Raw genomic sequence first — 19304 nt, forward strand, 5'->3', positions numbered from 1 at the left:
GCATGGCCATGGATTACATCGTCGACAAGCTGGGCGGCCGGATCGCCTTCGGCGGGGACTACAACCCCGAACAATGGCCCGAAGAGGTCTGGAAACACGACGTCGCGCTCATGAAGGAAGCCGGCGTGAACCTGGTGAGCGTCGGGATCTTCAGCTGGGCACTACTGGAGCCGGAGGAAGGCCGTTACGAGTTCGGCTGGCTGGACAGGGTCCTTGAGCTCCTTCGCGCCAACGGCATCTGCGTTGACCTCGCCAATGCGAGCGCCTCTCCCCCGCCGTGGTTCAGCCGCAAGTACCCCGATTCGCTCCCGGTGGATGCCGACGGCGTGCGGCAAAGCTACGGTTCTCGCCAGGCCTTCGCTGCGTGCTCCCCGGACTATCGCCGGGCGGCAGCAGCCCTGACGACGGCGATCGTGCAGCGCTACGCCGGGCACCCCGCCGTCGTGATGTGGCATGTCCACAACGAGTACGGCTGCCACAACCAACCGGACTTCGGTCCGCATGCGGAGCGTGGCTTCCAGAAGTGGCTCCAAGACAGGTACGGGAACCTCGAGGCGCTCAACGAGGCGTGGGGTACGGCGTTCTGGTCACAGCACTACTACGACTGGGCCGAGATCCTCCCGCCGCGCCGCTCGGGAACCTGGGTGAACCCCACCCAGCAACTGGACTTCGCAAGATTCTCTTCGGATGCGCTCCTTGAGTGCTTCAAGGCCGAGGCGGACATCATCCGGGCGCATTCCAAGCACCCCGTGACCACTAATTTCATGGGCTTCAACATGGGTTTGAGCGCTCCAGTGGACTATTGGCGCTGGTCCGGACACATGGACGTTGTGTCCAATGACCACTATCTGATTGCCGCCGACGAGCGGAACTTCCAGGACCTGGCCATGACGGCGGACCTCACCCGCGGGTGGGCGCAAGGCAAGCCGTGGCTGTTGATGGAACACTCCACGTCAGCGGTCAACTGGCAGCCCCGCAACATTGCCAAGGCGCCGGGTGAAATGCTCCGCAACTCCCTGCAGCATGTGGCCCGCGGAACCGACGGCGTGCTGTTCTTCCAGTGGCGGGCGTCCCGAGCCGGCGCCGAGAAATACCACTCCGGGCTGGTCCCCCACGCTGGCCGCGACAGCAAGGTGTGGCGCGAAGTGGTGGAGCTGGGCCGGGCTCTCGAGAGCATTTCGGAGGTGGCCGGCTCCACGGTCCAGGCCGAGGCCTGCATCATCCACGACACCGACGCCCGCTGGGGCACCGAACTGGACTCGCACCCCAGCGAGGATGCCCGGAACCTCCCCGAAACGCGGCGCTGGCACGATGCCCTCTACCGCGCCGGCGTCACCACGGACATCAGGCAAAGCACCGATGACCTTTCCGGCTACAAGCTGGTGATCGCGCCCATGCTGTATCTCGTCACCAATGAGGGCGCCGCGAAGCTCCACGAGTACGTCGAATCCGGTGGAACCCTGGTGATCACCTATTTCTCCGGAATCGTTGACCAGAACGACCACATCCGGATGGACCCGGTCAACGGCGGCGGCTACCCAGGAGCGTTCTCCGAACTGCTGGGCGTGAGCATGGAGGAATTCTTCCCCTTGCGTTCCGGAGACACGGTGGGCTTGAGCCAGTTCGGCTCCGGGACGCTGTGGAGCGAGCTCGGGAAGGCGACCGGCGCTGAGGTTCTCGCCACGTTCGACGGCGGCCCGCTCGACGGCGGCACAGCGCTCGACGGCACGGCGATAGGCAGCCGGGGCGCGTCCGGCGTCGGTGGCTCTCCCGCGGTGACCCGCCGGGCGGGATCGACCGGACGCGGCGCCGCGTACTACGTCGCCACGAGTCTGGGCCGCGCAGGGCTGGCCGAATTGGTCCAGCTGCTTTGCTCAGACGCGGGGGTGGAGCCGGTCCTGGGCGTTCAGCCGCCGGAGGACGTGGAAATCGTCCGCAGGAGCAACGGCAGCAAGGACTGGACTTTCGTCATCAACCACAGCGCCCAGGACGTGGACGTGCCGCTCGACGGCGTCGAGCTCCTGAGCGGAACCCCCACCGGAGGTACGCTAAACCTTACTGCCGGGGGCGTCGCGGTCGTCGCAGCTCCCGCCTAACCCACCGCCAACCCTCCAGAAAGGCTCCGATGCTTCAGGCAGCGCGCCACACCGCCATAGTCGACGCCGTCCAGCGCGAACGGGTTGTCCGAGTCTCGGATCTCGCGCAACAGCTGGGCGTCTCCGCCATGACCGTTCGGCGCGATATCGAGTCGCTTGAGGAATCAGGACTTGTGGAGCGCATCCATGGCGGGGCCAAGATACCCGGCGACGCCCGGACCCACGAGCCCGGCTTCGAGCTGAAGTCCACGCAGCTGATCGAGGAAAAGCATGCGATCGCCGTCGAGGCCGCCACCCTGGTCCACGAAGGCATGGCTGTTGGCCTGAGCGCCGGAACCACCACCTACGAGCTCGCCAAGGAACTCCTCGACGGCCCGCGGATCACGGTGGTGACGAACTCCATCAGGATTGCGGATCTGTTCCACAATGCCTCGGGTTCCCGTCAGGGTTTCCCGGTCATCGTGACCGGTGGTGAGCGCACGCCGTCGGACGCTTTGGTGGGTCCCATCGCCACGGCCGCGCTGAAGCAGCTGCACCTCGACACACTGTTCCTGGGCGTCCACGGCATGGATGCAGACGCAGGGTTCACTACCCCGAACCTGCAGGAAGCCGAAACCAACCGGGCCTTCATCAGCGCGGCCCGCAACGTGGTGGTCTTGGCGGACCACAGCAAATGGGGAACAGTGGGCATCGCCTCGATTGCCCAGCTGGAAGAGGCCGACGTGCTCGTGACGGACTCGCATCTCGGCGAGGATGCCCGGCGCATCCTCGCTGAAGGCGTCGGGAAGCTGAGGATCGCAAAGGCCTAAGGGGCCGGCCCGAGTTCCCTGCCCGGAACCCAACTGACTCGCACTTGTTGTCGTTATCAGCCCCGAAAACGACACCTAATGCGAGTTAGTTGGGCAGGCACCGCGCTACGGGCACCCGCACGATTGCCGGATGCGGAGCTGGGTGGGGAAGACCCTGTGCTGCGGGGGTTCGTTGCGGGTTTCACCCACCAGCGCGGATACTGCCGCCTCTGCCATCTCCCACACGGGCTGCTCCACGGTGGTCAGGGCCGGCCAGCTGTACTCGGCCTCGATCGAACCGTCGAAGGCCGCCACGGCGACATCGTCCGGAACGGACAGGCCGGCCTCGCGGATTGCCCGGAGGAGCCCGATTGCCTGCATATCGGAGCTGGCGAAGATCGCCGTCGGGCGGTTGTCCGCGGTCAGGAGGCGTTGTCCGGCGGCGTAGCCCCCAGGGCGGTCGAACCCGCCGCGGGCGAGCGGCCCAACAGGGAGTCCGGCAGCTTCCAGCGCCCGCCGCCACCCCTCCTCGCGCCCATCGGCCTCGTTGTCGGCCGTGATGCCCATGGCGAGTCCGATGTTGGTGTGGCCGTGGCCGATCAAATGTTCCACGGCCAGGCGGGCTCCGGCTTCAAGGTCCACGCCTACGCTGTTGAATCCGGGAGCAACCGAGGCATGGTTCAACAGGACCGAGGGGATTTCCGCGCCGAAAAGCTCCAGTAAATCGGGTTCAAACATGACGCTTGCCAGGACCACTCCATCTACCTGCCGCGCGGCGAGGTTTCGGATGTGGCGGCGTTCGGAGTCCAGCTTGTTGTCGGAATTCGTCAACAACAGGGCATATCCGCGCTCGGCTGCGGCCACTTCCACGGCGTGTCCCAGCAGCGCCCAGAACGGATTGCTGGAGTCCGGAATCACGAGGCCGAGGGTTTGGTTGGACCCCATTTTGAGTGCGCGCGCGGCGGCATTCGGCCTGTACCCCAGGATCCGGATGGCGTCCTGGACCTTCGCTTCCGTCGCCGGCGCCACTTTCTTGGGACCACCGTTCACCACATAGCTCACGACGGCGGTGCTCACCCCGGCGTACCGGGCCACGTCTTTGCGGGTCACGGGTCCGCGCGGGGTGTGCACTGCCGAAGTAGTCATGGTGATCATGCTAGCTACAAAGCCTCGGGGGCATCTCCAAAGTCCCTGATGGGGAGCCGTTCGCCGCCCCGGAGGGCAGACTCGTGTGCCACGACGCCCGGAAGCGTGAAGCGGGCCGCCACCCAGGCGTTGACCGGTGGGAGGCTTCCCTTGTTCACGGCTGTGACGAAGTCATCCACCAGGAACTGGTGGCTTCCTTCGTGACCCGTGGGGGCTCCGTGGAATTCCGCAGGCAGCCGCCCGGCGTCGTGCACCGGAGCGAGGCCGGAGATGAACGCGCCGCGAAGTTCGGGCGCGACGTCCGCCAACGAGGGGTCATCCGCCGACATGCTCGGCTTGGTCTCCACCTGGTCCGAGACGTCCAGGACACCCTTTTTGTCCTGCCACAGCGTGGTGGTGGCCAACTGCTCGAAGCTGGCCTCCGTGCCGAAGAAGCGGAAGCGCGATTCGCGGATGTGCGAGGGGTAGCCCACGCGGCGCATCTCGTTGGTCCGCATCACGCCGCCGTCGTTCATTTCGAACAGCGCCGTGGCGTTGGAGAAGTCATTGTCGAACATGCTGACTTCCTTGTCGAAGACGCCGTCGCCGCGATCGTCCTTGACGCCGATGCAGCTGACGCTCACGGCATGTCCAGGCACGGCACCCAGGACGCCACCAATGGCGTGCGTAGGGTACAGCATGGGCGGGTAGCTGGCGGTTTCCTTCCAGTTTTCGCCGCCGCTGTACTGGTAGGCCTCGTAGAAACCCAGGTCCATGTCGTGGACATAGTCACCTTCGGTGTAGAAGATGCGGCCGAACTTGCCGGCGGCGTGCTGCTCGCGGGCATAGACAGTGGCGGGGTTGTAGTAGCTGGTCTCCCCCATGGCATAGACAAGCTTGGTCTCACGCACGGCGTCGATGATGTTCCCGATTTCCTCTTCCGAAACGGCCATTGGCACCGCAGAGTAGACGTGCTTTCCGGCGCGCAGCGCCTTGATCACCAACGGCCCGTGCGTCCAGCGCTGCGTGAAGATGGCGACGGCGTCGACGTCGGAGGCCAGCAACTCGTCGAAGCTGCCCATTGATCCGTCCAAGCCCAATTGCTCTACGGCCTTGGCTGCCCGTTCAGGGAGCTCGTCCACGGCGTAGACCGCGGAAACCCCCGGGTGGAGCTTGAAGAGGTGGGCAAATTGGCCGCCAAACTGGCCAAGTCCTACTACTCCCATTGAAAACGTCATTGTTAGCCCTTCGATTTGTGTGGGTGGCTTCTCGCTGCGCCGGAAGAGGCCCGGCGAGGGGTCCAGACCAGTGAATCACTAGGATCTACTCGAGTCAACAAAACGCAATAAATCCAAAATAATCGAACAAAACTTAACAAAACCCCTTGACCCTCCAGATCTACTCGTGTAGATTTCCATCAGTTGTAACCCACATCACAGTCAGGAAAGGGTCGAAGATGACCATCCTTGCCAAACATGCGGAGCCCGCCGCACCTCCCCAATCGGGCAAACCATCCAGGTTCGGCATCCGACGGATCGGTGACCTGAAGATCGCATTGCTCTTCATCTTCCCGGCGATGATCGGTTTCGTTCTCTTTTTCCTCGTCCCCACCATCCGGGGCATCTACCTCAGCTTCACCGAGTACAGCATCTTGGGCGATCCCACCTGGATCGGCATCAAGAACTACACTTCGATATTCAGCGACGATCTGTTCTGGAACGCCATGGCCGTCACCGTTCAGTACGTGGCTCTGAACATCGGTTTCCAGACCGTCATCGCCATCGGACTCGCACTCCTCATGCACCGCGTGGCCAAATCGACGTTCATCCGCGGCGCGCTGCTGCTCCCGTTCCTGGTGGCCAACGTGATCGTCGCTCTGCTCTGGTTCTGGATGCTCGACTACCAACTGGGCATCGTCAACGAGATCATCAGCTGGATGGGCCTGCCCCGCATCGCATTCTTCGGCAGTGAACAGTGGGCCATCCCCACCATCGCCTTCGTCAATGTCTGGCGGCACATGGGCTACACAGCCCTGCTGATTTTTGCAGGTCTTCAGTCCATCCCCAACCACGTCTACGAGGTAGCCAACCTTGACGGCGCGTCCCCCACCCGGACGTTCTGGAGCATCACCATGCCGCTCCTGCGCCCCGTCTTGGTCCTTGTCCTGGTGGTCACCGTCATTGGTTCGTTCCAAGTCTTCGACACGGTCGCCGTGACCACTGGCGGCGGACCGGTCAACGCCTCCCGCGTCATCCAGATGTACATCTACCAGAAGGCCTTCGGCGAGTCGGACTTCGGCTACGCCTCGGCGCTGTCCGTGATTCTCTTCATCATTCTCGCCCTGGTGGCCTTCATCCAGATGAAGTTCCTCAAAGGCAACGAGACGGACCTGGACTAAGGAAACCCCGCCATGAGTACCTCCACCAATTCCCGCCGTACGCGCGAGTCCGCTGCCGCCGTCGTCGGCTCCCCGCAGTCCCGCCGCCCCGGCACTAAACCCGTCAACTGGCGCCGCACCGGCGCCTGGGTCCTCGTGGTGATCGCCGTCGTGGTCACCATCGCCCCGTTCCTCTGGATGCTCCGGACGGCCCTATCCAGCAATCACTCGCTGGCCTCCAACGCCGGCAATCTCCTCCCTGCGGACTTCAGCTGGGGTGCCTTCCAGCGAGTCTTCGGGCTGCAAAGCCCCGAGCAAGCCATCGCCGAAGGCGGCTCCGGCGCGGACATCAACTTCTGGCTCTACCTGCGCAACTCGATCATCTTCGCCACCCTGACCACCGCAGGCCAGGTGTTCTTCAGCGCGATGGCCGCCTACGCCTTTTCCAGGCTGCGCTGGCCGGGCCGGAACAAGGTCTTCGCAATCTTCCTGGCCACCATGATGGTCCCGCCGATCTTCACAGCCCTGCCCAACTTCCTGATGATCAAGAACCTCGGCCTGCTCAACACCTTCGCGGGGCTGGCATTGCCCTTCATGTTCATGACTCCATTCGCCATTTTCTTCCTGCGCCAGTTCTTCCTGAGCATGTCCCGCGAAGTGGAAGAGGCAGCCATGCTCGACGGCGCCAAGCACCTCCGGATCTTCTTCCAGATCGTGATCCCCAACGCCGCGGCGCCCCTCGCCACCCTCGCGCTGCTGACCTTCATCGGTCAATGGAACGAGTACTTCTGGCCGCTCCTGGTGGGCCAGGACGAAAGTGTCCGCGTCCTCACCGTGGGCCTGGGCGTCTTCAAGTCCCAATCCCCGCAGGGAGCACCGGACTGGAGCGGGCTCATGGCCGCCACGCTCGTGGCAGCGCTGCCCGTCCTGATCCTCTTCATCGCCTTCGGCAAGAAAGTAGTCAACTCCATCGGCTTCTCCGGCATCAAATAGTTCTTCCTCCAGCAGCACCCGCCCCGTTCTATCGCAACCCCTGAAAGGTCCACCATGAAGAAATCCATCGGCACCGTCGCAGCTGCCGTCGCCGTAGCTGCCGCAGCCGCGCTATCACTCTCCGCTTGTGGCGGCTCCGCCCCTGCCTCCAGCGAGGCCAAGGGCGAGATCAACTACTGGCTGTGGGATGCCAACCAGCTCCCGGCCTACCAGCAGTGCGCGAGCGACTTCACCAAGGCCAATCCGAATATCACGGTCAAGATCACCCAGCGCGGCTGGGACGACTACTGGACCACCCTGACCAACGGATTCGTGTCCGGCACCGCCCCTGATGTCTTCACCGACCACCTTTCCAAGTACCCGGAGTTCGCTTCCAAGAAGCAACTGCTGGCCCTCGACGACGCCGTGGCAAAAGACGGTGTCAAGCTGGACAGCTACAACAAGGGCCTGGCCGATCTCTGGGTGGGCCAGGACGGCAAGCGCTACGGCCTTCCCAAGGACTGGGACACCATCAGCCTCTTCTACAACAAGGCCATGACAGATTCCGCCGGCATCACGGCCGAGCAAATGGCCAAGTTGGACTGGAATCCCAAGGACGGTGGCAGCTACGAAAAGACCATCGCCCACCTGACCCTGGATAAGAACGGCAAGCGCGGAGACGAAGCCGGCTTCGACAAGAACAATGTGGCCGTCTACGGCCTGGGCCTGGAGTCCTCCGGTTCCGGGCAGGGCCAGACCCAGTGGAGCTTCCTGGCCGCCACCACCGGCTGGACCGCCACGGACAAGAACCCGTGGGCCAGCAAGTTCAACTACGACGACCCCAAGTTCCAGGAGACCATCGCCTGGTGGGCCGGACTCGCGGACAAGGGCTACATGCCCAAACTTGAAACGACGGTAGGCGCCAGCGTCTCGGACAACTTCGGCGCCGGCAAGGCTGCAATCAACACCAGCGGCTCATGGATGATCGGCCAGTACACCAGCTACAAGGGCATCAAGACTGCCATCGCCCCCACTCCGGTGGGCCCCAGCGGCAAACGGGCGTCCATGTTCAACGGCCTGGCGGACTCCATCTGGGCCGGCACCAAGAACCCCGCCGCAGCCACCAAGTGGGTTGAATACCTCGGTTCCTCCGCCTGCCAAGACGTCGTCGCCAACAAGGCAGTGGTCTTCCCGGCTATCTCCACCTCCTCGGACCTGGCCGCCAAGGCTTTCGCGGCCAAGGGTGTAGATGTCTCCGCCTTCACCACCCAAGTCAAGGACGGCACCACGTTCCTCTTCCCCATCGCGGACAAGGCTGCCAAAGTTGACGGCATCATGAAGCCCGCAATGGACGCAGTGCTCAGCGGCAAGAAGCCCGCCAGCTCCCTGTCCGACGCCAACAACCAGGTCAACAGCCTCTTCAAGTAACACCAGTCCCCGGAACCAGTCCGGGCGCCGCCGCTTCACTCCTTTGACGGCGGCGCCCGGACTCTCCACCGCTCCTTACGCAACAACTCTTCGAAAGTGAACCAGCTCATGGACCCGCTCTACCTCCGTTCCACCGGCACAAGCCTGGTGGTCAGTTTCAACAGCGGAGAGGCAGAGGTCATCCACTGGGGCGCCGATCTCGGCGAAGCCCTTCCGGACCTCGCCATCCTGGGCGAACCCATCCCCCACTCCGCCGTCGACGCCACTGTCCCGGCCGCGCTTCTTCCGCAAGGCTCCTCCGCATGGCAGGGTCGCCCAGGGCTGCGCGGCCAGAGGATCGCCGACGGCGTTCCTGGCCTGGACTTTTCGCTCCGGCTTCGTGTGGCGGACGTACAGGCTGACGCCAGTTCCGCCGTCGCCTCTGCAGTGATTGTCCAGAAAGATCCCGACGCCGAAATCACGGTGACGTCCACCCTGATGCTTCACACCGGCGGGCTCCTTGAGCTTCGCCACACAGCCGTCAACGACGGCACGTCCCTTTTCCAGCTCGACGAACTGGCCACCGTCCTCCCGGTGGGACCGGACGCCGTCGAACTCCTTGACCTCACCGGACGCTGGTGCCGCGAACGACACCCACAGCGCCACCCCGTCCAGCAAGGCACGTGGGTACGCACGGGACGCCACGGCCGCACAGGACACGACTCCTCACTGCTTTTCGCCGCGGGAACCGCCGGATTCGGCAATCGCCACGGGAAGGTCTGGGCCACCCACCTGGCCTGGAGCGGCAACCACGAACAGTTCGCCGACACCGTGGCCGATGGCCGCACCATGATCGGCGGCTCGGAACTCCTGGGACCGGCCGAAGTGGTCCTCCAGCCGGGCCAGAGCTACACCACGCCCGCCCTTTTCGCGGCCTACTCGGACCGCGGCCTGGACGGCATCAGCGAGGCCTTCTATAGCTGGTTCCGGTCCCGCCCGCATCACGTCCTTCCCGCTGCTTCCACCGGACTGCCCGCCGGCAAGCCGCGCCCCGTGGTCCTCAACACCTGGGAAGCCGTGTACTTCGACCACAAGTTGGACACCCTGATCGAGCTCGCGGAATCCGCTGCCGAGCTGGGTGTTGAGCGATTCGTGCTCGACGACGGCTGGTTCCGCGGGCGCCGCGACGATCACTCCGGCCTGGGCGACTGGTACGTCGACGAAACCCTCTGGCCGGATGGCCTGACGCCACTGGTCGAGGCCGTCAACTCACACGGCATGGAATTCGGGCTCTGGGTGGAGCCTGAAATGATCAACCTGGACTCCGATGTTGCCAGGGCGCACCCGGATTGGATCGTGGGCCCTGCGGCGCTGTCCCACAAGGACGGCGGCCGCCTCCCCCTGGAATGGCGCCACCAGCACATCATCGACCTCGTGAACCCCGCTGCCTGGCAGTATGTCTTCGAGCGGATCGACGCCCTGCTGAGGGAAAACAACATCAGCTACCTCAAGTGGGACCAGAACCGGGACCTTAGCGAACACGGGCACGCAGGCCGCGCCTCCGTACATGCGCAGACTCTCGCCGCCTACCGGCTGTTCGACGAGCTCCGCAAGGCCCACCCCGGCGTCGAGATCGAAAGCTGCTCCTCCGGCGGTGCCCGGGTGGACCTCGGCATCCTTGAGCGGACCGACCGGATCTGGGGATCGGACTGCAACGACGCCCTGGAGAGGCAAACCATCCAGCGGTGGACCGGCGTCGTGGTTCCCCCGGAACTCGTGGGTGGGCACATCGGCCCCACCACCTCGCACACCACGGCCCGCACGCATGATCTCTCCTTCCGTGCCATCACCGCGCTGTTTGGGCATTTCGGCATGGAATGGGATGTCCGTCAGGTACAGGGCGCTGAACGCGAAGAGCTCAAACGATTCATCGGCCTCTACAAGGAACACCGCGGGCTCATCCACAGCGGGAGGATGGTCCGCGCAGACGTCCCGGACGACTCATTGATGCTCCACGGCGTAGTGTCCGACGACGGCGGGTCCGCCCTGTTCGCCGTCGTCAGTACTCGGACGTCGTTCGCCGAACAACCCGGCCGGGTGGCGATTCCGGGCCTCGACCCCGATCGCTCCTACACGGTGCAGGCCATTTTCCCGGCCCCCGGCGACGCCGACTACGCCCGCACGTTCACCCAGGTGCAGCCGCCGGCGTGGCTACCCTCCGGCGCGCAGGCGAGCGGCCGCTTCCTGTCTGAGGTGGGGCTTCCCATGCCCGTCCTGAACCCGGAGCACGCGCTTTTGCTCCGCGTCACTGCGGCGTAGCTGCTGTCCGGCGTTTCTTACCAGCCCACGGCAGCGTAAGAAACGCCGGACCGGCTGCGCACACCGATAGATTGGGAGGCATGACTGAAGCTCCCACCGCCACCGAAGCCGGTCGCGGCACCATCCTCGTCCTCAACGGCCCCAACCTGAACCTCCTGGGCACGCGCGAGCCGGAAAAGTACGGCACCTCCACTTTGGCCGACGTCGAACAGCTCGCCATGGCGGCCGCCGAGGCCCACGGCTTCACCGTGGATTGCGTGCAGTCCAACCACGAGGGTGACCTCATTGACGCCATCCACGGCGCGCGCGGCACCGCCGTCGGGATCGTCATTAACGCGGGCGCGTACACCCACACTTCAGTGGCACTGCGGGACGCCCTTGCTGCGGTGCAGCTTCCCGCCGTCGAGGTCCACATCACCAATGTGCACCAGCGCGAGGAATTCAGGCACCACTCCTACCTCTCCCCCGTCTGCTCCGCGGTGATCGTCGGCGCAGGAGTCCAGGGCTACAAGCTGGCCATCGACTACCTCGCCACAGCGGTCTAGAAGAGGCTTGCCACTCGGGACATGCCCACTCTTCACGGCCGACGCTGGACATAAGCACCCACCCCTTGGGGACATGCCCACTCTTCACGGCCGACGCTGGACATAAACGCACTATGTCCACTGCTCAGTGTCAGCGCTGAGCATGTCCCTTGGTGGGCAGGGTATTACCCAGGACCTGTCTATTTGGACATGCCCATTTTTCAAGGCCAACGCTGGACATAAGCACCCACCCCTCGGGGAGATGCCCATTCTTCAAGGCCAACGCTGGACATAAACGCACTATGTCCACTGCTCAGTGTCAGCGCTGAGCATGTCCCTTGGTGGGCGGGGCTATTTTTTGGTGCATTGGCCCGGCGACACGGCCGAGCTCAAGGATGGTGCCTGCTGCGCCACGGGCGAGAGCTCGTCCATGGTGAGGGCGTAGCCCACGGCCACGTCTGAAGTGGTCTTGGCGAAGACCACTCCGGCAACCTGGCCCTCCGTCGTGAGAAGCGGACCGCCCGAGTTGCCCGGCTGCACGTCGCCGGCAATCTTGTAGACCTGTTCCGGGGACGGGTTGTTGCCGTAGATATCCGGGACCAGCAGGGTCGAGATGCCCTCCACGGCGGCCGGTTTGGACTGGAAGGGACCGCCGTGAGGATATCCGGCGAAGGCTGCAGGCGAGCCCGCCGGAAGATCGGCGCTCAACTGCAAGGGCGCCGTCGGGAGACCGTCGACCGCGAGCACGGCGAGGTCGCGTTGGCTGTCAAAGTAGACCACACGGCCTGGCAACGCGCCGCCGTCGGGGATTTCCACCACAGGCTGGGGCACTCCGGCCACGACGTGCGCGTTGGTCACCACACGGCCAGGAGAGACGACGAATCCGGAGCCGGTCTGGTTCTGGCCGCACTGGTAGGCCGTGCCGGCAATTTTCAGAACGGAATGTGCCGCATTGTTGAGTGCGGGAGTGTCCGTGCTGGTGTTCGGGATGGGCAACGGGGTAACAGGTCCGATGCCCTCGATGAGGTGAGGAATGCCGTTACCCATGACGGTGGAACGCAGCTGCGCGACGCCGGCTTTGACGGGTGTGGGGGTCATGGTGTCGATGAAGCGGATCACCCTGGAATCGGCGAGTTGTTGCGAAACGAACGGCACACCCAAGGAGCCGATGCTGAACGCCAACATGGACATGACCAGCGCCGCGACCACAAGGCTGACGAAACCACCCAGCAGGCGGTCCAGGACGTTCAAGGGTTGGATCCGGACGGCCCTGCGGACCTTCTGGCCGATCCAAGTGCCCAAGCCGTGTCCCAAGACAATCAGCACTACAGCTGAGCCGATGATGGCCGTCAGCCTCCAGCCACTGTCCTTCACCCAGTCACCGACGAGCGGGACCGCAATGAAGGCTGCCACGGCTCCCGCCGCGAAGCCTGCGATTCCACCGAGGGTCACAAAGAAGCCGTTGCGCAGTCCGTAGATCAGGTAGGAAAGAAGCGTCAGAATCAACGCCAGGTCCAATATGGTCAAGCCGAACACCAAAGCTCCTCACAGCCGGGTAAGCCCCAATTGTAGATGCACAGCCTGACAGCTTCCCGTCACGAGCAGGCCGCCAACCGCATCGCGAAGCCGCCTCTCAGCGGAGCATTCCCGGCCAGTTGGGGCGCGATTTTGGGCCTCTTCCGCGTGATTTAGGGCGTTTCGGCTGCCAAGTACGTCACAGACGCGACAAAATTCTGAAACAATGGCTGAAGCGCCACAGCCGAACTTTTACTCAGGAGATTTCATGGACATCGAGGTATTGCGCCGCGCACCCCTCTTCGCCACCCTTGACGACGACGCTTTCCGTCTGCTGACGGACGAACTCACAGAGGTGGACCTTTCACGCGGAGCGTCTGTTTTCCGCGAGGGCGATCAGGGTGACCAGCTTTACTTCATCGTGTCCGGCAAGGTGAAGCTCGGCCGTACCTCTCCGGATGGCCGCGAATCCCTGTTGGCCATCCTTGGCCCGGGGGAGCTCTTCGGCGAAATGGCCCTGTTCGACCCCAGCCCGCGGACCGCGACAGCCACTGCAGTGTCCGAGACACGCCTGGCGGGCCTGAAGAACGAAAGCCTCAACGCCCTGCTCCGCACGCGTCCCGAGGTATCCGCACAGTTGCTGCAGGCACTTGCCCGCCGCCTGCGTCGCACGAACGATTCCCTGTCCGACCTCGTGTTCTCGGACGTTCCGGGCCGCGTCGCCAAGGCCCTGCTGGACCTCGCGGACCGCTTCGGCCGGCCAGCGACCGACGGCGTCCTGGTGGCCCACGAACTCACGCAGGAAGAGCTGGCCCAGCTGGTCGGCGCTTCCCGTGAAACGGTCAACAAGGCCCTCGCCGAGTTCGTCCAGCGCGGCTGGCTCCGCCTGGAAGCCCGCGCAGTAGTCATCCTGGACATGCAGCGCCTCCGCCAGCGCTCCCGCTAATTTTCAGCGACACAGAAAATGCCTGGCGACACCGGAATTCCCTGTATCGCCAGGCATTTTTCGTGTCGCCAGCAGATTTGCGGGTCGCCAGGGTGCGCGTCGTCAGCGCTCCCGCTGCGGCTCCCCTGAAACCGTCCGGGCAGCTTCGACTTCGAGCATGAGTGTGCCGTCCTCTTCGACAAGGCGCGGCTGGTACACGTGCGGCTTGCGTTTGTAGCTGAGGTACGCAATGCAACCTTGGGCAGCGGCCATCTTTTCGAGGATGATCTCCGAGCCCGGCACCAGCAATTGGCCCAATGGCAAGCCAACTGTGTTTTCCTCACCGATCTCGTCACCAAGAGCCGTGGTCTCGCGCTCGGCCATGAGTTTGGAAACGCATACCCAACGCCCCCAGACACCCTTGCTCGCAAGCAGCGAGGGCTGCTGGTTAACAGGAAGGGTGGCCGCGAAGTAGCGGGTGTTGAAGCGCCGGTGCGCAAAGTCCGGGCTGAGCCAGTTAACGAGCGGCTTGAGCAGGTCCGTCCGCAGCGACAAGCCACGCTTGGCCAGCACATCCGTGAACGACTTGTCCTGGGCAGCTACCGCTTCGCGGGCTTTCATCCACTCAGGCGTGGACGTCGCCTCCACTGTGGACGACAGGTCGGTGCCGGCCAGCAGCACCCCGGTTTCCTCGAACAGTTCGCGGATGGCGCCCACCACGTGGCGGCGGGCGAGTCCGACGTCGGCGGTCCCCAGCGCCTCAGCCCAATGCTGAGGCGAGGGGCCGAGCCAGCCGAGTGCGTCGTCGTCGCTGGGTTCCAGCGAACCGCCGGGAAACGCGACGACTCCCAGCGGCGAAGAGCCGGGACGGTAACCCATCCATGTCTCCAGGCCGGTGGGTGAATCGCGGAGCAGAACAACGGATGATGCGTAACGCGCGGCGCGGGGGGTCGGTTCGCCGAGCTGAAGCCAGTTCCGTGCCGCCCCTTCGAGTTCGGGGGGCAACGCAAACAGGCGTCGGGCTAGTTGTGGCAATTGAGTGAACCGGTTCCTTAGCTGAATTCAGCGATCAACTCGACCTCGACAGGAGAGTCGAGTGGAAGGACCGCAACGCCGACGGCGGAACGCGCGTGCTGCCCTTTGTCGCCGAAGACACGCCCGAGGAGCTCGGACGCACCATTAATTACACCGGGCTGGCCGGTGAAGGAGGTATCGGAGGCCACGAAGCCGACCACCTTCACGATGCGCGTGATGCGGTCGAGGTCTCCGATGACACTCTTGACGGCAGCCAAGGCATTGACTGCGCAGACGGCTGCGTACTTGTGAGCGTCCTCCGGAGATACTGTCGGCTCATCCGAAAGGCCTTCTTCGCCGCTGGAGACTTTGCCCGTAGCTTCAAGTTTGCCGTTAATAAAGGGCAGCTGTCCGGAGGTGTACACATGGTTGCCGGAGACGACGGCCGGGACGTACGCCGCAACCGGAGCGGCAACTGCCGGTAGGGTCAATCCGAGTTCGGCAAGGCGCTGCTCAACGGCGGATGCCGGAGCTGTGGAATCCGCGCCAACGGTGGCTTCTGCGGGGGTTGTCATTGTTACTGCTTCTCCCTCTTCAAGTATGCAACGAGTCCGTTTCCATCGGGTCCGGGAACAACCTGGACGAGCTCCCAGCCGTCCTCTCCCCACTGGTCCAGAATCTGCTTTGTGGCGTGAATGATGAGCGGAATTGTCGCGTACTCCCATTTGGTCATGAAAGAAAGACTAGCCCTTGCCGGTAAAGTGGAGAACATGGTGACTCGTAGGAACCCTCTATTCGACACTGCCACCACTCTTGGAAAGATCCTCGGATTCCTTGGTGTGAGCGCTATTTGTGGTGTTCTGGTGGCGGGCTTGCTCGTCCCCGCCGCCGCTGTTTCGGGCAGTGCAGCCAGTGGGTCCATTCAATTCTTTGACACGCTGCCGGCGGAGCTCCAGGTGAACCCGCCCAGCCAGGCGACCACCATCTTGGCAGCGGACGGCAGCCAGATCGCCTCCATCTATTCGGAGAACCGCACACGGGTCCCCCTTGACCAGATGAGCCCATACATTAAGGACGCGATCGTCGCGGTCGAGGATAGCCGCTTCTACGAGCACGGTGGCGTTGACGCCACTGGCATCATGCGCGCCATCGTCAGCACGGCGCGCGGCCAGAAGCAGGGTGCTTCCACCATCACCCAGCAGTACGTGAACAACGTCATCAACGAGTCTCTCGTGTCCCAGGACAAGGCGGCCGACGTCAAGCTCAATGGCGTCAACAAGGGCGTGGGCGACAAACTCCGGGAAATGAAGCTGGCCATCGCCTTGGAGAAGAAGTTCTCCAAGCAGCAGATCCTTGAGGGTTACCTCAACATCGTCTTCTTCAACAAAGACGCTTACGGCATCGAGGCCGCATCGAGGCTCTTCTTCAGCACTAGTGCCAAGGATCTCACCTTGCCGCAGGCCGCCTTGCTGGCTGGCGTCGTCAACAGCCCGTCCTACTATGATCCCGTTGCGAACCCGGACCACGCGAAGCAGCGTCGCGACCTGGTACTCGGCCTCATGTTGGACCAGGGCAAAATCAAGAAGGCGGATTACGACGCCGCCATCGCGGCGCCGGTGACCACCAAAGTGACGCAGCCTCGCCAAGGCTGTGCGTACGCTGCTACGGCACCGTATTTCTGTGACTACGTGTTGCATCTTCTCTACAACAACCCGGCCTACGGCGCCACCCAGGACGAACGCATCAATCGCGTCTCGCGCGGCGGCCTCACCATCCAGACCACTCTCGATCCCAAGGCCCAGAACGCGGCGCAAGCCCAGGTGGACGCCACTACCGGCGCCAACCCGGATAAGTGGGGCGCCACCATCGTCTCGGTCCAGCCGGGCAACGGAAAGATCGTTTCCATGGCCCAGAACACCGTGTGGCTGCCCGCCGCCGGGAAGTTCGATCAGACACAGAACTTCAATGTGGATGTGGTTGACTCCAAGGGCAACGACCTCAACGGTTTGGGCGGTTTCCAGCCCGGCTCCACCATGAAGCCGTTCACCTTTGCTGAATGGCTCAATGAGGGCAAGTCAATGAATACCACCATCAACGCGGCGGTCCGGCGCTACCCGCAGAATTTCCCGTGGATCAACACCTGTCCCACGCCCACCGATGGCTGGTATGACAGCACCAACGGAACTTTCGACCTCCAGAACTCGGACGATGTTCACTACCGCTCTATGTCGGTCTTGTATGGCCTCATGAACTCCATCAACACAGCTACCTTCGCCTCGGCATCCAAGGTGGACCTGTGCGGCATCCAAAAAATAGTGGATGCGGTGGGCATCCACGGCGGAAACCCCATCCGTGACAAGGCCGGGACAATCACGGATCCCAATCCCAAGGTTCCCATGACCACGCTGGCCAACCTGATTGGTTCCACCCAGACCGCCCCGCTCACCATGGCGAGTGCGATGGCAACGTTCTCCAACAACGGCAAGTACTGCGAGCCCATCGCCATTACGTCCGTGACGGACCAGGCGGGCGCCAAGCTGCCTGCACAGTCTCCGAACTGCCGTGACGCAGTTACTCCGGAGGTTGCCCATGGTGTTGCGTACGCCATGCAAGAGGTTCTTAACCAGGGTTCTGGTTCGCTGATCCAGCCCCGGATCTCCACCAAGACGAGTTTCCCCATCGCGGCCAAGACCGGAACCAATGACAACAATGGCTCCACCTGGGTTGTTGGCTACACTTCGGGACTCGCAACGGCCAGCTGGTTCGGCGATCCCTTGGGCGGCCAGAACCGCTTCGGGCGCAACATCACCGTCAACGGCAAGTTCTATCCGAACGTCGACGGGTACATGATCGCCGGTCCGCAGTTCTCGAACTACATGTCCCAGGTTGCGCCCGCCTATGGAACCAACCCGTTCCCGGCACCGCCGTCCAACCTTCTGGATGCACCCTCGTTCCGAGCCCCGACGCCGAGCAACACGTCGCCAAGCACCCAGCCGAGCGGCAACGGCAACGGAAATGACAATGGGAAAAAGAATGGCTAACGGCTCTAAGCCCGCCGTTGAATCGCTGGCAAGCCGCGTTCGAAGCATCGGGCGCGGCTTCGCCGTCGCTGCAGGTGCAGGCGCAACCGCTGGAGTGGCGGGTCTTGCCTATGGCCTGTGGGAAAAGAACCAGTTCGTGCTCCGTGAGGAAACCCTTCCCATCCTCCCCGAAGGCTCGGCTCCCCTGCGGGTCCTGCATGTGAGCGACATCCACTTCGTCCCGAGCCAACGGAAGAAAGCCGAATGGCTACGTTCGCTCGCGGCGCTCGAACCAGACCTCGTGGTTAACACTGGCGACAACCTCAGCCACCCTCACGCCGTCGTACCGCTATTGGATGCACTGCAGCCGCTGTTGAAGTTCCCAGGCGTCTTCGTCCCTGGTTCTAACGACTACTACGCTCCTCGGTTCAAGAATCCGGCCAGCTATTTCCTCGGCCCCTCGCGCGTTAAGAACGATCCCGTCGAGCTTGATTGGCCGCGCCTGCGTTCGGGTTTCGGGATGTCCGGCTGGATCGATCTCACCAACAGGCATCAATCCCTGCCCATCAACGGGATCCGCTTCGATTTCTCCGGCGTCGATGATCCCCATCTGAAGAGGGAACGCTATGCCGGCTGGCCTCGCGGCACGGTAGGCCAGGACTCCCGCCCGCACCTGCGCCTAGCCGTCATTCATGCGCCCTACCAACGCGTCCTGGACCATTTCACGGACGATTCCGCAGACCTCATCCTCGCCGGGCACACCCACGGCGGCCAGATCTGCATCCCCGGCTATGGCGCCCTCGTTGCCAATTGCGACCTCCCCACGTGGCGGGCCAAGGGCTTGCATGACTGGGAAAACAACGGACGCACGACGCCGGTCAACGTCTCAGGGGGCATCGGCACCTCCCGCTTCGCCCCCGTACGGATCGCCTGCAAGCCAGAAGCGGTGTTGCTGACACTCACGGCCCGCCAGTAGCCCTTCTGCCGAGCCCGCGAGCAGCAGCGCGGCACACAGTTCGCCCCCGCCCCTGAGCATGCACATTCAGCCAGACCAAGGTTGGACATGTCCATCCTTGACCACTGAGCATGTCCTTCGCACCGAGCCAAGGATGGGCATGACAGCACTATGTCCATCCTTGGCTACCAAAGCTGGACATGTCCCTCGGGAAAACAGGTCCCGCAGGGAAACCAAGTCCTCAGTAAACTAGGTTCTCAATACCTC

At 63.5% G+C, this 19304-nt stretch carries 16 protein-coding genes; 10 read left to right on the forward strand and 6 right to left on the reverse strand.

What is annotated here, in order from left to right; genetic code table 11:
- Positions 1-2: 2 nt before the first annotated feature.
- Positions 3-2096: a beta-galactosidase gene (locus tag HNP00_RS10685; RefSeq protein WP_184738785.1), complete on the forward strand. Its 2094-nt coding sequence runs from the start codon at positions 3-5 to the stop codon at positions 2094-2096.
- Positions 2097-2125: 29 nt separating this feature from the next.
- On the forward strand, positions 2126-2905 hold the full coding sequence (locus HNP00_RS10690) for a DeoR/GlpR family DNA-binding transcription regulator (RefSeq protein WP_184738787.1): 780 nt from the start codon (positions 2126-2128) through the stop codon (positions 2903-2905).
- Positions 2906-3010: 105 nt separating this feature from the next.
- On the opposite strand, the gene HNP00_RS10695 is transcribed toward HNP00_RS10690, so the two are convergent.
- Positions 3011-4030, reverse strand: a complete 1020-nt coding sequence (locus tag HNP00_RS10695; RefSeq protein ID WP_184738789.1) for a LacI family DNA-binding transcriptional regulator — start codon at positions 4028-4030, stop codon at positions 3011-3013.
- A gap of 14 nt (positions 4031-4044) precedes the next feature.
- Positions 4045-5247: a Gfo/Idh/MocA family protein gene (locus tag HNP00_RS10700; protein WP_184738791.1), complete on the reverse strand. Its 1203-nt coding sequence runs from the start codon at positions 5245-5247 to the stop codon at positions 4045-4047.
- A 218-nt stretch (positions 5248-5465) separates the two neighbouring features.
- Here HNP00_RS10700 and HNP00_RS10705 point away from each other — a divergent pair, with 218 nt between their 5' ends.
- The 5 genes from HNP00_RS10705 to aroQ all read left to right on the forward strand — a co-directional run bounded on the left by HNP00_RS10705 (position 5466) and on the right by aroQ (position 11629).
- The gene (locus tag HNP00_RS10705) at positions 5466-6407 is read left to right on the forward strand and encodes a carbohydrate ABC transporter permease (protein ID WP_184738793.1); all 942 of its coding nucleotides are present in this window, start codon (positions 5466-5468) and stop codon (positions 6405-6407) included.
- Positions 6408-6419: 12 nt separating this feature from the next.
- On the forward strand, positions 6420-7379 hold the full coding sequence (locus tag HNP00_RS10710) for a carbohydrate ABC transporter permease (protein ID WP_184738795.1): 960 nt from the start codon (positions 6420-6422) through the stop codon (positions 7377-7379).
- 54 nt (positions 7380-7433) lie between these two features.
- Positions 7434-8786, forward strand: a complete 1353-nt coding sequence (locus tag HNP00_RS10715) for a sugar ABC transporter substrate-binding protein (protein WP_184738797.1) — start codon at positions 7434-7436, stop codon at positions 8784-8786.
- Positions 8787-8894: 108 nt separating this feature from the next.
- On the forward strand, positions 8895-11084 hold the full coding sequence (locus tag HNP00_RS10720; protein ID WP_184738885.1) for an alpha-galactosidase: 2190 nt from the start codon (positions 8895-8897) through the stop codon (positions 11082-11084).
- Between the two features lie 80 nt (positions 11085-11164).
- Entirely contained in the window at positions 11165-11629 is a 465-nt protein-coding gene (aroQ, locus tag HNP00_RS10725; RefSeq protein WP_184738800.1) for a type II 3-dehydroquinate dehydratase, read from the forward strand.
- A gap of 330 nt (positions 11630-11959) precedes the next feature.
- Here aroQ and HNP00_RS10730 read toward each other — a convergent pair whose 3' ends face one another.
- Entirely contained in the window at positions 11960-13144 is a 1185-nt protein-coding gene (locus tag HNP00_RS10730; RefSeq protein ID WP_184738803.1) for a MarP family serine protease, read from the reverse strand.
- A 247-nt stretch (positions 13145-13391) separates the two neighbouring features.
- Between HNP00_RS10730 and HNP00_RS10735 the strand changes: the two genes are divergently transcribed.
- Entirely contained in the window at positions 13392-14069 is a 678-nt protein-coding gene (locus HNP00_RS10735) for a Crp/Fnr family transcriptional regulator (protein WP_011775987.1), read from the forward strand.
- Between the two features lie 102 nt (positions 14070-14171).
- On the opposite strand, the gene HNP00_RS10740 is transcribed toward HNP00_RS10735, so the two are convergent.
- The 3 genes from HNP00_RS10740 to HNP00_RS10750 are packed head-to-tail and all read right to left on the reverse strand — an operon-like array spanning position 14172 to position 15795.
- Positions 14172-15083, reverse strand: coding sequence for an NUDIX hydrolase (locus HNP00_RS10740; RefSeq protein ID WP_184738805.1), 912 nt, complete (start codon positions 15081-15083; stop codon positions 14172-14174).
- Between the two features lie 17 nt (positions 15084-15100).
- On the reverse strand, positions 15101-15637 hold the full coding sequence (locus HNP00_RS10745; protein WP_184738807.1) for a RidA family protein: 537 nt from the start codon (positions 15635-15637) through the stop codon (positions 15101-15103).
- Positions 15638-15639: 2 nt separating this feature from the next.
- Entirely contained in the window at positions 15640-15795 is a 156-nt protein-coding gene (locus HNP00_RS10750; protein ID WP_009359196.1) for a DUF4177 domain-containing protein, read from the reverse strand.
- Between HNP00_RS10750 and HNP00_RS10755 the strand changes: the two genes are divergently transcribed.
- Both HNP00_RS10755 and HNP00_RS10760 read left to right on the forward strand, forming a co-directional pair.
- On the forward strand, positions 15794-18103 hold the full coding sequence (locus tag HNP00_RS10755) for a transglycosylase domain-containing protein (RefSeq protein WP_260404894.1): 2310 nt from the start codon (positions 15794-15796) through the stop codon (positions 18101-18103). The two genes, HNP00_RS10750 and HNP00_RS10755, sit on opposite strands and share 2 nt — an antisense overlap.
- The gene (locus tag HNP00_RS10760) at positions 18096-19058 is read left to right on the forward strand and encodes a metallophosphoesterase (RefSeq protein WP_184738809.1); all 963 of its coding nucleotides are present in this window, start codon (positions 18096-18098) and stop codon (positions 19056-19058) included. Before HNP00_RS10755 ends, HNP00_RS10760 begins: the two co-directional genes overlap by 8 nt.
- Positions 19059-19304: the final 246 nt, after the last annotated feature.

The sequence above is a fragment of the Arthrobacter sp. AZCC_0090 genome (genome assembly GCF_014207375.1).
In the GTDB taxonomy this organism is placed as follows: domain Bacteria; phylum Actinomycetota; class Actinomycetes; order Actinomycetales; family Micrococcaceae; genus Arthrobacter.

Coding starts and splice junctions, on each gene's coding strand:
- HNP00_RS10685 (WP_184738785.1), top strand. CDS start 3: ATGGCCATGGATTACATCGTCGACAAGCTGGGCGGCCGGATCGCCTTC.
- HNP00_RS10690 (WP_184738787.1), top strand. CDS start 2,126: ATGCTTCAGGCAGCGCGCCACACCGCCATAGTCGACGCCGTCCAGCGC.
- HNP00_RS10695 (WP_184738789.1), bottom strand. CDS start 4,030: ATGACTACTTCGGCAGTGCACACCCCGCGCGGACCCGTGACCCGCAAA.
- HNP00_RS10700 (WP_184738791.1), bottom strand. CDS start 5,247: ATGACGTTTTCAATGGGAGTAGTAGGACTTGGCCAGTTTGGCGGCCAA.
- HNP00_RS10705 (WP_184738793.1), top strand. CDS start 5,466: ATGACCATCCTTGCCAAACATGCGGAGCCCGCCGCACCTCCCCAATCG.
- HNP00_RS10710 (WP_184738795.1), top strand. CDS start 6,420: ATGAGTACCTCCACCAATTCCCGCCGTACGCGCGAGTCCGCTGCCGCC.
- HNP00_RS10715 (WP_184738797.1), top strand. CDS start 7,434: ATGAAGAAATCCATCGGCACCGTCGCAGCTGCCGTCGCCGTAGCTGCC.
- HNP00_RS10720 (WP_184738885.1), top strand. CDS start 8,895: ATGGACCCGCTCTACCTCCGTTCCACCGGCACAAGCCTGGTGGTCAGT.
- aroQ (WP_184738800.1), top strand. CDS start 11,165: ATGACTGAAGCTCCCACCGCCACCGAAGCCGGTCGCGGCACCATCCTC.
- HNP00_RS10735 (WP_011775987.1), top strand. CDS start 13,392: ATGGACATCGAGGTATTGCGCCGCGCACCCCTCTTCGCCACCCTTGAC.
- HNP00_RS10745 (WP_184738807.1), bottom strand. CDS start 15,637: ATGACAACCCCCGCAGAAGCCACCGTTGGCGCGGATTCCACAGCTCCG.
- HNP00_RS10755 (WP_260404894.1), top strand. CDS start 15,794: ATGAAAGAAAGACTAGCCCTTGCCGGTAAAGTGGAGAACATGGTGACT.
- HNP00_RS10750 (WP_009359196.1), bottom strand. CDS start 15,795: ATGACCAAATGGGAGTACGCGACAATTCCGCTCATCATTCACGCCACA.
- HNP00_RS10760 (WP_184738809.1), top strand. CDS start 18,096: ATGGCTAACGGCTCTAAGCCCGCCGTTGAATCGCTGGCAAGCCGCGTT.